The organism is Paracoccus aminophilus JCM 7686 (assembly GCF_000444995.1).
In the GTDB taxonomy this organism is placed as follows: Bacteria; Pseudomonadota; Alphaproteobacteria; order Rhodobacterales; family Rhodobacteraceae; genus Paracoccus; species Paracoccus aminophilus.
On the sequence record NC_022041.1, the window covers coordinates 2008663 to 2024512 of the forward strand.

The following is a 15850-nucleotide window of genomic DNA, read 5'->3' on the forward strand; positions in this document are numbered from 1 at the left end:
TCAGAGGGGCGATCGCCGCCCCTCTGCCGGATGTCACGCGCTCACTTGCAGTTGCGCGAAATATCCATTTTGAACCATTTTTCCGATGAGGCTTTCAGCGTGCCATCGGCGCCAAGCTCGCACAGTGCCGCGTTGATCTTGTCCTTGAGCTCGGCCTCATCCTTGCGGATGCCGATGCCCAGACCGTCGCCAAGCGTCGCATCCGAAGCGGAATCGATCACATAAGGCACCAGCACGAAGTCGCCGCCCTCGGGCTTCGCCAGGAAGTCGTTTTGCGCCGAGGTGTCCGAGAAAGCGGTATCCAGACGCCCGCTCGACAGGTCGATCTGCATCTGGTCGAGCGTGTCATAGGTCATCAGCTGCGCGTCGGGCATGTTCTTCTCGACATAGGCCGCATGGGTGGTGCCGCCCTGCACGCCGACGCGAAGACCGTTCAGGTCCTTCTTCAGCGTGTCGAGATCATTCGCTTCGGCCAGAGGCGAGCCCTTCTTGGCCACAAACTGGTTCGGGAATTCCGCGTAGCTGTTTGAAAAGTCGATCTGTTTTTTGCGCTCATCGGTGATCGACATCCCCGAGATGATGATGTCGAAGCGCTTGGCGTTCAGCGCCGGGATCAGACCGTCAAAGGCCTGCACCACGAAGCGGCATTTCAGATTGAGCTTTTCGCAGACCGCATTGCCGACATCGGCGTCAAAGCCGGTGACATTGCCGCTGGCATCGGCCATCGAGAAGGGCGGATAGGCGCCCTCGGTGCCGATGACCAGCTCGCCCTCGGCGGCATGGGCGGCGTTCAGGCCAAGTGCCATCAGCGCGGCGAGCGACAGAAGTTTCAATTTCATTCGGTTTGTCTCCCTGGGTTGGTTTGCGTCACTTTTTTACCGAGTGATCATGCGGTTCCTGCCCGAAACTTGCCAGTCAATTGGTGCGCGACAGGAACTGGCGCAGGCGTTCAGAGCGGGGATTGGTGAAAAGCTGGGCAGGCGCGCCCTCTTCCTCGACGCGGCCCTGATGCAGGAATTTGATCTGATGCGAGACCTCGCGCGCAAACTGCATCTCGTGAGTCACGAGGATCATGGTATTGCCCTCTTCAGCAAGCTGGCGAATGACGCGCAGCACCTCGCCGACGAGCTCGGGGTCAAGCGCCGAGGTCGGCTCGTCCAGCAAGATCACCTTGGGCCGCATCGCCAGCGTGCGCGCAATCGCCGCGCGCTGCTGCTGGCCGCCCGAGAGCTGGCCGGGGAAGAAATCGGGCTTGTCCGACAGCCCGACCTTTTTCAAAAGCGCATGGGCCTGATCGATCGCGGCCGCGCGCTCTTCCTTCAGCACATGGATCGGTGCCTCGATGATATTGTCGAGAACCGACATATGCGGCCAGAGGTTGAAGTTCTGAAAGACCATGCCGACGCGAGCCCGGATGCGCTCGACCTGCTTGTGATCGCCCGCGACCGCATTGCCGTCCTTGCCGGGCTTGAGCTTGATTTCCTCGCCGTCGATGATGATCCGGCCCGATTTCGGCTGTTCGAGCAGGTTGATGCAGCGCAGAAAGGTCGATTTCCCCGAACCGGACGAGCCGATCATCGACACGACCTCGCCCGGCTGGGCCATCAGCCCGACCCCTCGGAGCACTTCGAGCGTGCCGTAATTCTTGTGCAGATCATGGACCTCGACCGCAGGCGTCGCGCTTTGCATATCCGAGATCGGCGCGGCCCCCGCGACTTCCGCCGCCCGGCTCACCGCGCGTTTGGGCTGATGTCCGTTTTGCGCCTCAAGATCATGAAGCGCGCGCTCGAAATAGCCAAGCGTCGTGCCCAGCACCTGCGCCTCCCAGCCGCGATCATCGGGAATGAAGGCGCGGCGCAGCTCTTCCTTGATCTCTTGCCCCTTGGCCGAGGCGACATCGCCATAAAGATGCAGCCAGTTGTCGGCGCGCACCGCGTCATTGACGACCTCGCCCGGCAGCGTGCCGCATTCGACGACCAAGGGCAGCACTCGCGCCCGTGGCATCGCGCGACGCACCGCATCCGAAACATAGCCGGTCGCGGTCGCGGCAATCCCGGTATCGGTGGTCCGCCCTGCCCCGGTCAGCACGACCGACAGCGCGGGACCAAAGAGCGCCCGGCCCCAGTCGAGCCCGTCATGGCCCTCGACCGCGACCGACAACAGCGCGGGATAGCCATAGGGACCGGCGCCGGTATGAAGATCGAAGACCACGACATCCTCGGCCTGCTGGGCGAAATCCGTCAGAATGCGGTTCAAGGTGACATTCGACCAAACCGGCCCGGTGCCGCCAAAGAAGAGCCCGTCGGCATGGGTATATTGACCGGCCTCGACCGTGGGGGCGATGGCCGCATAGCCGCCGCGCTCAGCCAGAAGCGCGTCATAGGCGGCCTGCGCGCGGGCGCGGTCCGGCCCGTTCAGATCGGAATAGGTGATCGCATCATGCACCGCGGCATAATCGCGGTTTTCGGGCGCGGGCTGCGACCAATCGATGAAATTGCGGTTGAGATCGACATTGTCCTCATTCACCCGGCGCGACCAGGCCGTGCCCCAAGGGTTGATGAGATGGATCATCAGAACCGCGACATCTTCGGGCAGATGCCAGGGCGACTGGGCCTTGAGCCATGCGACCTCGACCGCCGAGCCATAACCGCCCTCGACCCCATGGGTGCCGGCATTGAGGATCAGAAGCTTTTTCGCCTTGGGATTCCCGATCAACGCAACATCGGTCGCCAGCTCTTCGTGCAAAGGCCCCGCCAAAGGATGAGGATAATGCGCAATCTGTGCCCCGGCAGCCCGGGCAGCGTCCAAAAAGCGGGCCCGCATCGTCGCATAATCAGTTGCAACCGGCTCGGTGGTCGGCCTTTGCGCCATATCGTCTCTCTCCTTCATACGCGGCAAGAAATGTCGTTCTGATTCCGCGCGCTCTCCGAGGATGACCTTAGGCGACGGTCGGAATATGTATAGACTTTTTTTTCGCAATCCGCCCCAAGCGAGCCCGCTCGGCCGGGCTTTGACCCCGGCTATCCTCCCGGAACCTATCGGAAAACATGATGAATTCATGCGCAGGCGTCGGGCGGCTTTTTCACCCGGCGTCATACTATTGCCTCAACACCGACCGCAAGGTGCCTCAAGGTTGCAAAGGATTATGGCCTTTCGTCTCACGCGCAGACGAATCACACCAACGCCGCAGACGTAGCGAGGGCCGCAGAAAACGCGTCCGGAATTGATTCAAATCAGATCCAACCAACCATTTGAGAGATAACATTTTTTCAGACCAGACCGGTCCACCTTGTCCGGTCGCGGCCCCTGCTCAGCCTTCCTTAGGCGAGCAGCGGGCCGGTCGCTCTTTCCACCCTCTGATTCCGGACGCGCTGAGTGATTCGCCCACGGCATCCGAAGCATCTCTTGCGGCGAATGGCGCGCGGATCAACTCCCGGCTGACTTAACCCTAGGGCAACCTATCTCCGATCCCGACAAGTTTCTGGCCGGGGCAAATTTCAAGCCTCTTTGCCCTTGCTACAATTGCGCCATTTGCCTAGCAGTTTCTCATCTCTTGCATGCCTCCGGGAGCTTTCGCGATGAATGTGCAGCTGCGCCAAACTGACCGTCTCGGGCATCTGACGACGGTTTTAGGCCCGGATGTTCTGGTTCTCTTGCGCTTTGACGGGTCGGACCACCTGAGCGAGCTCTTCGAATACCGCGTCGAGGCCCTGTCCGCCGAGCGTGACCTCGATTTCGACAGCCTCATGGGCACCCATGCCAGCGTCACCATCGAGGGCCGCGAGGGCGCGCGCCATTTCGACGGCATCGTCACGCAAGCGCGCTGGATCGGCTCGGGCGAGAACGGGCATCGCTATGATCTGACGCTGCGCCCGTGGTTTTGGCTCGCGGGGCGTCGGCGCAACCAGCGGATTTTCCACAATAAAACCGTGACGCAAATCCTGCAGGAGCTTTTCGCCGATTATGCCTCGCTTGGCGATCCGGCTTTCGATTTCGCGTTAACCGGCGATTATCCGGTGCTGGAATATACTGTCCAGTATCGCGAATCCGACCTCGATTTCGCCCGGCGCCAGATGGAGCGGCACGGGATCTCCTTCTTCTTCCGCCATGCCGAGGGCAGCCATACCCTCGTTCTGACCGATGATGTCTCCAGCCATCCGAATGTCGGCGCGCGCGAATTCAAACCCTTCGATGCCCATCACCAGGCCGAGGGCGAACATTTCTGGGAATGGGCTCCGGAAAGGAACATCACCACCGGCGCGGTGCGCCTGACCGATTTCAACTTCAAGACCCCGCTTGCCGCGATGGAGGTCGACCGGCAGGGCGATGCCGCCCATGCACAGGGCAAGATCGAAAGCTTCGACTATCCCGGCGATTATCTCGATCGCGGGCGCGGCAAGACCGTGGTCGGGCTGCGCAATGACGGCGAACGCGGCGGCGACAAGCGCCACCGTGCGGCGGGCGATTGCATCTCGCTGGGATCGGGGATGCAGGTCTCGCTCTCGGGCGATCCGGTGCCGGGCACGGGCGAGACCTATCTCGTGCTCTCTTCGAGCTATCATTTCCTGAGCGAGGCCTATGGATCGGGCTCGCCGGCAAGCGACGGCTATGCCTTCAACGGCGCCTGGACGATGATGCCGGCCTCGGCGCCAATGACGCCGCCGCGCCGCACTGCCGTGCCCGTGGTTCAGGGCCCGCAGACCGCGATGGTGGTCGGCGATGGCGAGATCGATTGCGACGAATTCGGCCGCATCCTCGTGCGGTTCCACTGGGATCTGAAGGACGCCTATTCGATGCGCTGCCGCGTGTCGCAGAACTGGGCGGGCGCGGGCTGGGGCGGCATGGTCATCCCCCGCATCGGCATGGAGGTCGTGGTCGAATTCCTCGAAGGCGATCCCGACAAGCCGCTCGTCACTGGCTGCGTCTATAATGGCAAAAGCGCCGCGCCCTATGATCTGCCTGCGAACAAGACCCGTTCGACCTTCCGCACCAACACCCATCAGGGCAAGGGCTTCAACGAGCTGCGCTTCGAGGATCAGGCCGATAAGGAAGAGATCTTCGTCCATGCCCAGAAGGACATGAACCTCGAGATCCTGAATGACCGCGCCAAGCGCGTCCGCCATGACCAGCTCGAATTTGTCGGCCATGACAAATCCATTGAGGTGAAGGGCGATCATGACGAGGTCGTGGCGGGCAATATGTCGATCGCGGTGGGAGAAAACCCGCTGACCGAGCTGATCCGCAGCAAGGCCAAGATCCTTTTCGACAAGGTCGGCACGATCTTCGACAAGCTGAAGATCCCGGACCCGTTCAACTTCGGCAAGGGCAACTATCAGCTCTATGTCGAAAAGACAAAATCCGAGGTCGTCGGCATCGGCTCATCCGAGGTCGTCGGCGCGGGCAAGTCGATCTTCGTTGGCCATACTTTCCAGACCACAGTCGGCAAATACCACAGCCTGATCGTGCGCGGCTCGGACGAGACCGATATCGGCAAGAAAAAGGTCCTGCGCGTTGGCGAACAGCTGACGATCAAGGTCGGCAAACACGCGATGATCTCGATGTCGAAAGAGGGGGATATCGTCTTTGAGGGCAAGCATATCCACCTCAAAGCCGATAAGATCAGCAAGAACTAAGCGCCATGAGCGATAGCAAACCCGGCTCTGGCACGCCGCCCACCCCCGCCGCTTCAAAGCCCGGATTCTATTTTGCTCCGGATACGATGAAGAATATCCCGGAGAAGACGCCGCCGACCACCGCGCTCACGCAAAGCGATCTCGATCTTTTCCAAAAGTGGACGCAGTCCAAGAATGAGCCGTGGAAGGGCCCGCCCTTCAAGCCGCCAGCGCAGCAGCAAGGCGGCGCGATGACGCTGTTCAAGCCAGCCACAGGCCCTTTCGCAGCCCCAAGCAAGAAACCGGGCGAGCTTGACGCGGCAGACATTCAGGCCTTGCGCGACTATGTTCAGGGCCTCCCCGCCAACAAGGTCATCCCGCCCGAAGATAAATCCGGCGAGGAAAAACCCAAGGAGTCGAAAGGCGGGACTTGGAAATTCGGTCAGGCCGAGAAAGCCTCGAAAGACGGCGGCGTCAAAGACGAGGCGCTGCGCGGCATATCCTACGACGGCAGCACCGGCACGACCACGACCAACCCCAAAGGCACGCGCAATCAGGACAATGACTGGCGCGGCAAATGGAAAGATGCCGATATCAAATTCGTCGATTATTCGGCGAAATCGGACGAGAAGGTCTTTGGCGTCAAACAGGGCTCGTTCGGCGAATCGGATTCCCTGCTGTCCGGCAAGGGCGGGGTGCTCAGCGGTGCGGGCTCTGCCTCTGCCAAGGCCTCGTTCGGCAAGTCCGGCTTTGCGGCCGACGCCGGTATCAAGGGCGATGCCTATCTGCTCAAGGGCGAGGTGGCGACGCCCAAGGATCAGCTGTTGTCAGGCAAAGCCGAGGGCGCGGCAGCCCGCGCTCAGGCCGAAGCCAAGGGCGAGGCTGTGCTGAAAGCTGACCAAGCCACGCTCGGCGGCAAGCTCAGCGCCTCGGCCAACCTTGTCGAAGGTAAGCTGAGCGGCGAGATCGGCCTGACGCCCACCCGCGTGACCAAAGGTGTGGTGAGCCTGTCCAATTGGATCTTCAACACCAAATGGGAAGGGCTCGACGATTCCTGGGATATCGGCATCGTCCTGAGCGGCGAGGTCAGCGGGTCGGTCGGCGCTCAGGCCGAAGCTTCGGGCAAGGCTGGATATGAAAAGGGCAAAGCCACGGCCGAAGCTGGTGCGAAACTTGGCCTTGGCGTCGGAGCCGGGGTCAAGGTCGGCGGCGGGGTAACCGGGCTGGACAAGCTTTGGAACAAGATAAAATGGTGGTAGCGGCAGAGCGACCCCATTTCACCTCGCCTCTGCGCAAAAGGACCAGATCCGCGCTTTTTGCCGCCGTTCTGCTGGCGGCTTTGGGCGTGATCGGCGACAGGAAGGAAGCCATGGCTGAAGAAAACAACGGTATCGCGGCGCTGGCCCGCATCGAGGCTCCGGTCGCGGCGAAGGACTTCATTCTGCCCGGTGCGCCCGGCCTGACCTTCCGCTCGGCCTATCCCGAGGATTTCCGCTGGTTCGAGACCGATGAAAAGGTCGATGATTTCGACGCCTCCGAGATGTTCACCAGCTTTCGCAAGCTTTGGGTCGGCTATGAGCCGACGACGCGCGATCAGTTGGAAATCGGCGTCTATGCGGCGACCATCCCGCCCGAGCGCGTGGCCGTCGCCGCCGATTATGGGCGCCTGCTGGCCGGATCGGCCTGGGGGCCGGACAATTACGGCGTTGAAGCAAGCGAGCGCGATTTCGGCGAGGTTCTGACCGGCGAGTCGAAGACCGGCTTTGACTATCGCACCCGGATCTCGGTCTGGCGGCGCGGCACGGATCTGCTGATCCTGAGGCTGCAAACCAATGACGAGGATGCCGCCAAAGCCGTGCCGATCATGGCGCGCTTCGTCGGCTCGCTGAGCTTTACCCAGCCGCTGAAAGACAGCATCGCGGCAAGTTTCGTGTCCCATGACATCGCCCTGCCCTCGGGCGGCAAGTTCAGCTTCCATCTGCCGCCGCATTGGCAGCCCTTCAACTCGGGCTCGGAAAGCGCACGGCCGATTGCCGCCTCGATCTTTCTCGACAAGGCCGATCCGGATTCGAACAGCGCCCTTGGGGTCTTTGCCATCGAAGTGCCTGCAGGCGCAGTGGCGGCGAATGCGCCTTTGCCGGATATCGCCACCTCTGCCTCGGATCTGATGATGGAGAACCTGCTGCCACAGGTGACCTATGACCGCCAGCCGATCGACCGCCAGAAGGCCGCAGGCTTTGACGAGGTCACCCCGGCCCATGGGCTCTTCATCGGCAAGCTGATCACCCATGCCGAACCTCCGGCCGAGATTGCCGCGACCGAGCTTTTCGCCGTCGCGCCCAAGGATGTTCTGGGCATCGCCTCGCTTGGGGCCATGCCGGACAATCAAAAGAATATGGGGCTGATGATGCATCTGACCTTTGCCGAGCGGCTGGTGACCGACGATCTGCGCGCCTTCCTTGCCGCCCATCCCAAATAGCAGCGCGCGCGCCTGCCCTCTGCCGGCGCGCGCCTCGAACCGAAGGATCTAGCCCGTGACCTCTCATTTCTCCCGCGCGGCATCGCGCCCGCGCCTGACCGATGAAACCCTTGAAAAGCTGGCGAAACTTGCCGAGATGATCGAGATTTCCGGCCCCGAAGGCACCTTGGTGATCCGCAATGGCGCCTCGCAGATCCGGCTGTCGGCGGATGGCACGATCTCGGTCAAGGGCAAGCGCATACTGCAGGAGGCCGAGAAGAACGTCGCGCTGCGCGCCGCTTGGATCGATCTCAACTGAGCGATGTGGGAGCTGGCCAACCATAGCCCTTTCGAGGCGGCGGGAACGCTGATGCGCGACCGGCGCGGCGCCGAGGTCTGGTGCAGCGCGGTCGTCGGCCAATTCGCGGTCGAGCCGGATGGGCTGTGCCGGATGGTGCCGCCGACGCCGGTGAATCGCGTCCAGCTTTTCGCCGGTCCCGAAAGCCAGCGGCTGGATGCCGAGGCCGATTTCGCCCCCTTCCGACCCCGGACCGACATTATCGTGACCGGCGCGGCTCTGGCCCCCGAAGCCCGCCCGGCGCGCCGCATCGAGATTGGCATCCGGGTCGGCAAGCTGGCCCATCTCCTTGAAGCCCATGCGCCGAGCGTCTTGCGCCGACAGGCGCGCGGCTGGCAGCTCGATCAGGGCGATGCGGTGACCGAGGTCTGGACCGGCTGGGATCTCGCGCTAGGCGGCCATGATCCCTATGGTGCGCAGGACGGGCACGAGCGCCATCCGGCCAATCCGCTCGGCAAGGGCTGGCTGCGCGACTTCGCCACCCTGCCCTTGGATCAGAGCCTCGATTTGCCGCAAATCCTGCGTCCCGGCGAAAGCGTCCAACCCGATGCGCCTTTGCCCGCGCCCGCCGGGCTTGGCTATATCCACCCCGCCTGGCAGCCGCGCCAGCGCCATGCCGGCACCTATGACGAGACCTGGCGCACCCGTGTCGCGCCGCTGTTGCCTCAGGATTTCAACGAGGCCTTCCATCAGGCCGCCGCCCCCGAAATGATCTATCCCGGCGATCTTCAGGGCGGCGAGCCGGTCGAGATTTCGGGCATGGCGCCCTCCGGGCTTTGGCAATTGCGCCTGCCCCAGATCATTTTGGAACAGGATTGCCGCTTTGGCCGCACCAGCCGGACCAGCCGCTTCCGCTTGGTGAACCTGCATCTCGACCCGCCCTCGGGCCAGATCCGCATGGTCTGGAACGCGACCGAGCTGTGCACCGGCCATGAAGAGCAGTTGCGCCGCACCCAGATCCGCCTTCTGCAAATGAGCGGGGTGCGGACATGAGCGCGCAGCTGCCCGAGTTGTCGCTGCTGGCGGCGGGCTTGACGTGCGCGGCCGGCTCTAGCCGGGCCGAGGCGCTCGCGGCCTATCGCGGGCCGGACCATTTCATCGCGCGAAACCCGGCGCTGATCGGGCTTGATGGTGCGCCTTTGACCATTGCTGCCGTCATCGCTCCCGAGGAGGAACGCAACGAGCTTGCCCGGACCTATCTGCTGATCGAGACCGCCTTTCTCGATATGATGGGCCAGCTTGCCGCGCGCGGCATCCGAAAGGCCGCTCCCGTCACGCTGATGCTGCCCCCCGCTTTCAACCAGCCGCAGCCGCGCGATTGGCTCGCCGCAACCCTGCGCGAGCGGCTTGGCGAGAGGATCGGCACGCTCGGCTTCGTCCACGGCGGTGCCGCCGAGGCGATGCTGGCACTGGCGCGGCTGGCACAGACGCCGGAAGATGAGCTTGGCTATGTCATCGCCGCCGAAAGCCTGATCCCCTCGCGGGCAATCGACGATCTGATGTCGCGCAAACGGCTGTTTTCATCGGAAAATCCCTGGGGAACGATTCCGGGAGAGGCCGCCGTCGCGCTGGCCGTGCTGCCGGGCCGCCGCGAAAACCTGCCCGGCCTGCGTCTTGCTTTCGCCCAGGAACCCGAACGCGCCGACGATCGGGCGCGCGGCATTCGCGGACGCGGCTTGGCCGATGCGCTGGCGGCTTTGCGCGATCCGGCCCATCCGCCCGCCGCGATCTGGAGCGATCAAAACGGCGATCGCGGCGAGACCGAGGAATTCGGCTTTGCCGTCACCGCCTCTGGCCCCGAGCTGGCCGCTTTGGCTGACCGGGCCGAACTGCCGATGGCGCGGCTTGGCCATAGCGGCTGCGCGATGGCGCTGACGAGCCTCGCCCTCGCGCTTGATGGCCCACCCGCGCTGGTCACCGCATCCTCGCAAGGCCCGCTTCGCGCGGCAGCCCTGCTGCTTCCCGCCCCAAATACCGGCTCGACTTCCAACCCGACTTCCAGCCCCGCCGCCCCTCAGGAGATGCTTCCATGAAGGAAACCGTTCGCATCAATGGCTTGACGATGTGCCACAAGGGCTCTGACGGGCTGACCATGTCGACGCTTCCCGATATCTGCCGCTCGCCCGGCGCGCCCATCCCCTATATCAACATCGCCTTTGCCCGCGATCTGGTCGATGGCTCGATCTCGGTGACCTCGCATGGCGGCAAGATGTGCGCGGTGCGTGGCTCGCGTTTCGAGGTCTCGGAGGGCGATGAGCCGGGGCGCGGCAAGGGCGTGATCTCGCGGACCGTGCAGCATGAGGCAACCTGGCTGTCGTGGTCGCCCAATGTCTATATCGAGGGTCGTCCGGCCACGCGCCTGAGCGACCGGATGCTGATGAACAAGGGCAATACCGCCTCGCTCGGCGGCTATCAGACCGCGCCGCTCAACGGCAGCAGCGAGACCCGCGATCTTTTGTGCAAGATCGGCTGCGAATGCTACGCCAAGCTGCGCCCGCGTCGCTTGGCGACGGAACTTCTCGATAAGGCTGCAAGCGCGGTTTCCGACGATGATGAGAAATCGCCCGGCCGCTATCAGCGCTGCGTCGAGGCGACCCTGCGCGCAACCTATCCCAATGCGGTCATCGGCCCGACCATTGTCGGCGAGGATTACGTTGGCAATGGTTATCTGCCCGAGGTGGGTTTCTGGGATCCGCTCAACCCCAACAACCTTGCGGCGGACAAAGAGCCGGGAAAGGTCATTCTCGAAGGAGACGGCATCAACCCGCCCTTTATTCCGCGCCAAGCGCCTTGGGGCGGTGCAGGCTGGTTCAATGTCCGAGGCTCGCGCTGGCTCGATGTCGTCCGCGTCCAGAATGGACAGATGACCGAAATGTATGACATGAAATTTCCGGGTGACAAATTTCCCAATGTCCCGGACAAGGACGCCGCATATAAGGCCATCGCCCGCAAGCACCGCGCGACCTATGATGAATTCGTGGTTCTGGAACAATGCGATGACTGCAAACAGGCGATCGACGATTATGAATCCGAGCGGGAATACCAGCAAAACAAGAACCTGCGCGATATTGAGAATATGCTCAAAAAAGCCCCGCTGATCTTTCTTCCGCCCGGACGTGGCGGACGGATCCCCCGCCCCTCGCCCGTCTATCCTTAACGCCAAAGGCCCGCCCAGATGTCCGTCGATCTTTCTGAACTGATGCCGATTTTGGCCGCGCTCGAGGCCCGCGATCAACTGGGTGAGCTCGACGATGTGGCCTTTCCCGACACTGGCCCGGTGCGCTGGCTCTTCGGTCTGACCTCGGGCTTTCACTTCGCCAATGGGGCCTCGGCCTCGCGGCGCAAGGCGCTGATCGGGCTTGCGCAGGATTACTACGAGCTGACCGGCGCGCGCTGCAATACGCTGGCCTATGGCGAGAAAGTCATTGGCATTTCCTCGGCCGCAGATATCGAGGCGCGTCTGTCCAACACCGCCGAGACCGGCCGTTTCGCCGATCCCGGCCAGACCAGCAGCTTTTACATCCGCAACATGCCCGCTGCCGCAATCCGCTCGACCGATCCGGTCTATGAGAGTTTCGCGGCCTTCCTGCCCGCCGATGGCCTGCGCCTGAACGGCAATCTGACCTATTCGACCCGGCTTTCGACCGAGCGCGACGCGCCCGAGGCCTATCTGCGCTTTTTCCGCGCCTGTTGCGAAAAGCTGCAGGTGTTTTATGCGGTCAGCGGCTTTTCCCTGCTGTTTTATTCCTACTCCGCCCGCCCGCGCGACGCCTATCCTTTGCTGCGCCGCTTCCCGGGCCTGCTTTACGAAGATGCCAATGAATTCGGGCTTGAGACCGAGGGCGAGGCCGATGTCATCCGGGATGCAAACTGGCTGACGGCAATCAACCGTGAAATGCTCGACCAGCTGGGCGGTCAGGCCGAGGCGGAAAAGCTTGAGGGCGTCACGCTGCATCCCTATCCGGGTGGCGTCGTGCTGCAAGCTGGCCGCGCGCCCCGGATTGGCGATGTGAACGCGGGCCACATCCCCGAGGAATATCGCCGCGTCAGTGACTTCCTCAAGCCGCTGCGCTATGCCCCTTGGCAAGCGCCCTATCTGGCGGTGCCGCCCTCGGTTGATGCGATGGAGGCGACGCGGGACTGGATGGAGCGGTTCGACGGCTGAGCCTCGCCGTTGCACCGCCAGCCATGGCACCGCCAGAGAGGGGAACGCGCTCAAAGGCCCGTTAGAACCGGGGAAATCCTTGATTTTGCGCGCAATCACTTGGCCATTTGGATACCTAACTTTTTAGCCAAATGGTCATGACCTCTGCCGTCATGTAGATCTTACGTCGTTGTTACAGATTAGTTTGTCTTACTCAGTTATTGGTTCACGATCTCTCTTCTGACCGGCGTCGGGCAAGCCCGCGTCGGTCAGCAGCAAAACAGAGCCGGGCCTTGTTCTAGCCCTCCGGCGTCTCGATTTTGCCACTATCCGTTTGATTATCAAAACAGTTTTAGCTCTCAGCGTGCGACCGTCACGGTCCCATGTGCCCGCGCCACCACATCCGCTGCCACAGAGCCGATCATCAGACGGGACAGCCCCCTTTTGTCTCCGGTCCCGACGACGATCTGGTCATAGCCATTCTCTTCGGCATAAGCGACGATACCCGCCGCAGCCTCACGGCTGACCACGCTGACCTGCTTTGGTTGGGCAATGCCGCTGTTGCGCGCAATCTCGCTGGCGCGCTCAAGAAGATCGCTGATCTCCTGATCGCTCCAATGAAGAATGACCGGCGCGCGCGGCGTGCCATGCGCGATATTGACCACACAAATCGTCAGCGCCGCGCCCCATTTTGCCGCCAGTTCGGCGGCGTAGCGAATGGCGATATCGGAATGCTCGGTACCATCAGTCGGACATAATATCTTCTGAATCATCGGATTTCCTCTCCGCTGCAACCAGATCGCAAGAAGATTGACATGGCGCGCCGCGCCCTGTCACGGAAATTTCACCGAGCAGCGGTGCCAGAGGACCATGCGCTTTGGAATACACCCTGCCCTGATCATCCGCCCGCACCACGGATGGTGGGCAACTGGGCGGGCTCGAAATGATGTGGGATAAGGCAGGGAAAAGCGCGTTAAGCTGCCAAGTCTAGAGGCATCAACGCTTAGGTTATCATAACAATTTCAATGAAATGGCGGAGACGAAGGGATTCGAACCCTCGAGACCCTTTCGAGCCTGCACCCTTAGCAGGGGTGTGCCTTCGACCACTCGGCCACATCTCCGCTGACCCGTCTATCAGCCTAACGATAGGTAGAACAAGGGCAAAATGTGTCGATTTTTAGCCCAGTGAAAATTTTCTGCGATCCGGCCATCGCGCCAAAATGCACGTGGCCAAGCACGGCATTCCATGAGGATTGGGCGCACAGTCGCGCCCGGATCATCCTCCTCAGAACCGGCAGCCCGGAGACACCGGACACTGCTGCGATCTACGCGCGGACCGGAAGCGAGACGCTCGAGGTAGCCCTATCCCAGCCGAGGCACCCCTCTCCGATCCGCCAGCTTTCAAACGGGCCAGCACTCGAAAGACTGAGCCTGTGCCGGGCCGGAGCACGGCAGTTGCGCCGCAAGCTGGTTTTAAAAATCACACCACAGCAGATTGATTTCTGATGCCAGATCGAAGAAAATCGAAAGCCAAAAATCGTTCAATCCCAGCCACTGATGCGCATCGGGATCCCCCGTTCATCAATCCTCATCCTGAAACTCTCAGGAAACTTAGCATAGGCCAAACATCTGCCAGAACCCAATCTCTTTGGCAGAAAACTCTTTATTTCCAGTCCGTTCGGCGGTTAGATACTGATCCCCCTTTACAAACGCGACACCATGGCGATGAAGTACCACCCTGCAGCCGCCGTAAAAGTTATCGCCGCTCGCCTCTTTTGAAAAGTGAATCGGCCTGACTTCATCCGCGATGACATCGCTCACGGTTGCAGTGAACATTTTCCCATCTTCAGCGGCACAGAGAATCGTTCCATGATGCGACATCAGATAAAAAGAGTCTCCGCAATCGGAAAGCCCCAGCCGCGCGCGTAGACTGCGCACGATCAGGCGCTCGGCCCTACGCCACAGCCTGTCATTGCGCATCATCTGAGTATGAAAGAAGATCCGAAAAAGCTGCGTCCATTTCAAATCATATCGTCTGCGATCTATCGAGATTCTTTTTGCCAACCAATCAGGATGCCGCTCGATCAGCTTTCTAAGAAAAATTCGTACCGCGAGTGGATGATTCCGCCTCTTCTCACGAATAGCAATCGCTAGACTTTGCGCAGAAGCTTGCCCGGCAGCGACGTTCAGTATTCTTCTGAACATCTCGCTACCCGCCATGATTCCTGTCACCGAATGTTCGGCATTGCGAACTTTTATACGCTCCACGGGGCGCGCAACCTCTGTAACGATGCGCTCAATATGGCGCTCGTCTGGCAGAAATCCGGGATCACTGACCAAGACGACAGCACCGGAAACATCTTGGGGAGATATGGCCATATCAGCGTTCTCGGCTTGGTTAAAATGCCGAGAATAACGAGAATCATTTACATCGCGAGAATCAATGCTGAATTGAGGCATGTAGGCAACAACCCGATCAGCCCCTATTCGAGAGGAGTATTTCAGCGCGGCATAACCTCCCATTGACCCGCCGTAACAGATCCGCTCATCATATTGATGTAACGCTCGAGAAAGCAAATCCAATGCTTTCATCATCGATATCGCTGGGTACCAATTTCTGGAGCCGGCCATAAAGCTCAAAACGTCCATATCATGTTTAAGCCCGAGATCTTCCCCCCAGGCCCTATCACCCGAGGCCAATGCCATCATGTCCCCGAATGTGACAAGCAGCGTTCTTGACCGGGAACGACGATTCATAACTGCGGTCAGCCTCTGATCAAGGTAGGCGATTCCACGATCGCCTTGCTCAATATCCGTGAAGTGCATGCTGACTCTTGCCGTCTTACCGATCCCGCCGTCTGTGGCGACCAATCACCTATTAAGCTTTTACCCACCGAGCAAGTGCGAAGTTTGATACCTGTAAAAGGTGAGCATGCGATCTACGCCTTTGTTCAGCACCAATAAATTCACCGGATTGTCGCGCAGGAGGTGCGGCGATGAGGCGAAAACTCTTTCTATATGTATTGGAAATTGATTTGATGCCTCGCAGCTCCTACGCATGAATGGAACGTCATCCGCCCCCCGTTACGGTCATCTGGCGTGCAAACTCCGACCGAACCTCAAGGGAAGATGGCCGATCGTTCTCCAACTGTCAGCCCATCGGCCGGCCTCAACGAGCACAGGTTTCCATCACAACATGACGTCGTGCTGCGTCGCGTCGTCATGTTATATCAAGGATTTCAACCACGCTGCGGGGCCTACCGCACCGTGACGATCAG

At 61.1% G+C, this 15850-nt stretch carries 12 protein-coding genes and 1 tRNA gene; 8 read left to right on the plus strand and 5 right to left on the minus strand.

Going from position 1 to position 15850, the window contains the following annotated elements:
- Positions 1 to 41: 41 nt before the first annotated feature.
- Positions 42 to 839, minus strand: coding sequence for a transporter substrate-binding domain-containing protein (locus JCM7686_RS09780; RefSeq protein WP_020950696.1), 798 nt, complete (start codon positions 837 to 839; stop codon positions 42 to 44).
- A gap of 76 nt (positions 840 to 915) precedes the next feature.
- Complete coding sequence (locus JCM7686_RS25230; RefSeq protein WP_020950697.1) at positions 916 to 2871, minus strand: DUF2817 domain-containing protein; 1956 nt, start codon at positions 2869 to 2871, stop codon at positions 916 to 918.
- Between the two features lie 707 nt (positions 2872 to 3578).
- Between JCM7686_RS25230 and JCM7686_RS09795 the strand changes: the two genes are divergently transcribed.
- The 8 genes from JCM7686_RS09795 to JCM7686_RS09830 all read left to right on the plus strand — a co-directional run bounded on the left by JCM7686_RS09795 (position 3579) and on the right by JCM7686_RS09830 (position 12593).
- Positions 3579 to 5633 carry a type VI secretion system Vgr family protein gene (locus JCM7686_RS09795; protein WP_020950698.1) on the plus strand — a complete coding sequence of 685 codons (2055 nt, stop codon included), beginning with the start codon at positions 3579 to 3581 and terminating at the stop codon, positions 5631 to 5633.
- Positions 5634 to 5638: 5 nt separating this feature from the next.
- Positions 5639 to 6871 carry a hypothetical protein gene (locus JCM7686_RS09800; RefSeq protein WP_020950699.1) on the plus strand — a complete coding sequence of 411 codons (1233 nt, stop codon included), beginning with the start codon at positions 5639 to 5641 and terminating at the stop codon, positions 6869 to 6871.
- A 110-nt stretch (positions 6872 to 6981) separates the two neighbouring features.
- Complete coding sequence (locus JCM7686_RS09805; RefSeq protein ID WP_148292600.1) at positions 6982 to 8091, plus strand: hypothetical protein; 1110 nt, start codon at positions 6982 to 6984, stop codon at positions 8089 to 8091.
- A 55-nt stretch (positions 8092 to 8146) separates the two neighbouring features.
- A complete protein-coding gene (locus JCM7686_RS09810; RefSeq protein WP_020950701.1) occupies positions 8147 to 8389 on the plus strand; it encodes a hypothetical protein in 243 nt (80 codons plus the stop codon).
- 51 nt (positions 8390 to 8440) lie between these two features.
- On the plus strand, positions 8441 to 9421 hold the full coding sequence (locus JCM7686_RS09815; protein ID WP_158442352.1) for a DUF2169 family type VI secretion system accessory protein: 981 nt from the start codon (positions 8441 to 8443) through the stop codon (positions 9419 to 9421).
- On the plus strand, positions 9418 to 10461 hold the full coding sequence (locus JCM7686_RS23420) for a hypothetical protein (RefSeq protein ID WP_020950703.1): 1044 nt from the start codon (positions 9418 to 9420) through the stop codon (positions 10459 to 10461). Before JCM7686_RS09815 ends, JCM7686_RS23420 begins: the two co-directional genes overlap by 4 nt.
- Positions 10458 to 11585, plus strand: a complete 1128-nt coding sequence (locus tag JCM7686_RS09825) for a DUF4150 domain-containing protein (protein ID WP_020950704.1) — start codon at positions 10458 to 10460, stop codon at positions 11583 to 11585. The genes JCM7686_RS23420 and JCM7686_RS09825 overlap by 4 nt, the downstream gene beginning before the upstream one ends.
- Before the next feature lie 18 nt (positions 11586 to 11603).
- Complete coding sequence (locus tag JCM7686_RS09830) at positions 11604 to 12593, plus strand: type VI immunity family protein (RefSeq protein WP_020950705.1); 990 nt, start codon at positions 11604 to 11606, stop codon at positions 12591 to 12593.
- Between the two features lie 338 nt (positions 12594 to 12931).
- Here JCM7686_RS09830 and JCM7686_RS09835 read toward each other — a convergent pair whose 3' ends face one another.
- The 3 genes from JCM7686_RS09835 to JCM7686_RS23425 form a co-directional block, all read right to left on the minus strand.
- Positions 12932 to 13345 carry a universal stress protein gene (locus JCM7686_RS09835; protein WP_020950706.1) on the minus strand — a complete coding sequence of 138 codons (414 nt, stop codon included), beginning with the start codon at positions 13343 to 13345 and terminating at the stop codon, positions 12932 to 12934.
- A 258-nt stretch (positions 13346 to 13603) separates the two neighbouring features.
- A tRNA-Ser gene (locus JCM7686_RS09840) sits at positions 13604 to 13693 on the minus strand.
- A gap of 490 nt (positions 13694 to 14183) precedes the next feature.
- Positions 14184 to 15398 carry a hypothetical protein gene (locus tag JCM7686_RS23425; protein ID WP_051201545.1) on the minus strand — a complete coding sequence of 405 codons (1215 nt, stop codon included), beginning with the start codon at positions 15396 to 15398 and terminating at the stop codon, positions 14184 to 14186.
- Between the last annotated feature and the right edge of the window lie 452 nt (positions 15399 to 15850).

What these genes read in the sequence shown, in the direction of transcription:
- JCM7686_RS25230 (WP_020950697.1), bottom strand. Translation starts at nt 2,871, where the DNA reads ATGGCGCAAAGGCCGACCACCGAGCCGGTTGCAACTGATTATGCGACG.
- JCM7686_RS09780 (WP_020950696.1), bottom strand. Translation starts at nt 839, where the DNA reads ATGAAATTGAAACTTCTGTCGCTCGCCGCGCTGATGGCACTTGGCCTG.
- JCM7686_RS09800 (WP_020950699.1), top strand. Translation starts at nt 5,639, where the DNA reads ATGAGCGATAGCAAACCCGGCTCTGGCACGCCGCCCACCCCCGCCGCT.
- JCM7686_RS23420 (WP_020950703.1), top strand. Translation starts at nt 9,418, where the DNA reads ATGAGCGCGCAGCTGCCCGAGTTGTCGCTGCTGGCGGCGGGCTTGACG.
- JCM7686_RS09815 (WP_158442352.1), top strand. Translation starts at nt 8,441, where the DNA reads ATGCGCGACCGGCGCGGCGCCGAGGTCTGGTGCAGCGCGGTCGTCGGC.
- JCM7686_RS09795 (WP_020950698.1), top strand. Translation starts at nt 3,579, where the DNA reads ATGAATGTGCAGCTGCGCCAAACTGACCGTCTCGGGCATCTGACGACG.
- JCM7686_RS09805 (WP_148292600.1), top strand. Translation starts at nt 6,982, where the DNA reads ATGGCTGAAGAAAACAACGGTATCGCGGCGCTGGCCCGCATCGAGGCT.
- JCM7686_RS09830 (WP_020950705.1), top strand. Translation starts at nt 11,604, where the DNA reads ATGTCCGTCGATCTTTCTGAACTGATGCCGATTTTGGCCGCGCTCGAG.
- JCM7686_RS09825 (WP_020950704.1), top strand. Translation starts at nt 10,458, where the DNA reads ATGAAGGAAACCGTTCGCATCAATGGCTTGACGATGTGCCACAAGGGC.
- JCM7686_RS09835 (WP_020950706.1), bottom strand. Translation starts at nt 13,345, where the DNA reads ATGATTCAGAAGATATTATGTCCGACTGATGGTACCGAGCATTCCGAT.
- JCM7686_RS23425 (WP_051201545.1), bottom strand. Translation starts at nt 15,398, where the DNA reads ATGCACTTCACGGATATTGAGCAAGGCGATCGTGGAATCGCCTACCTT.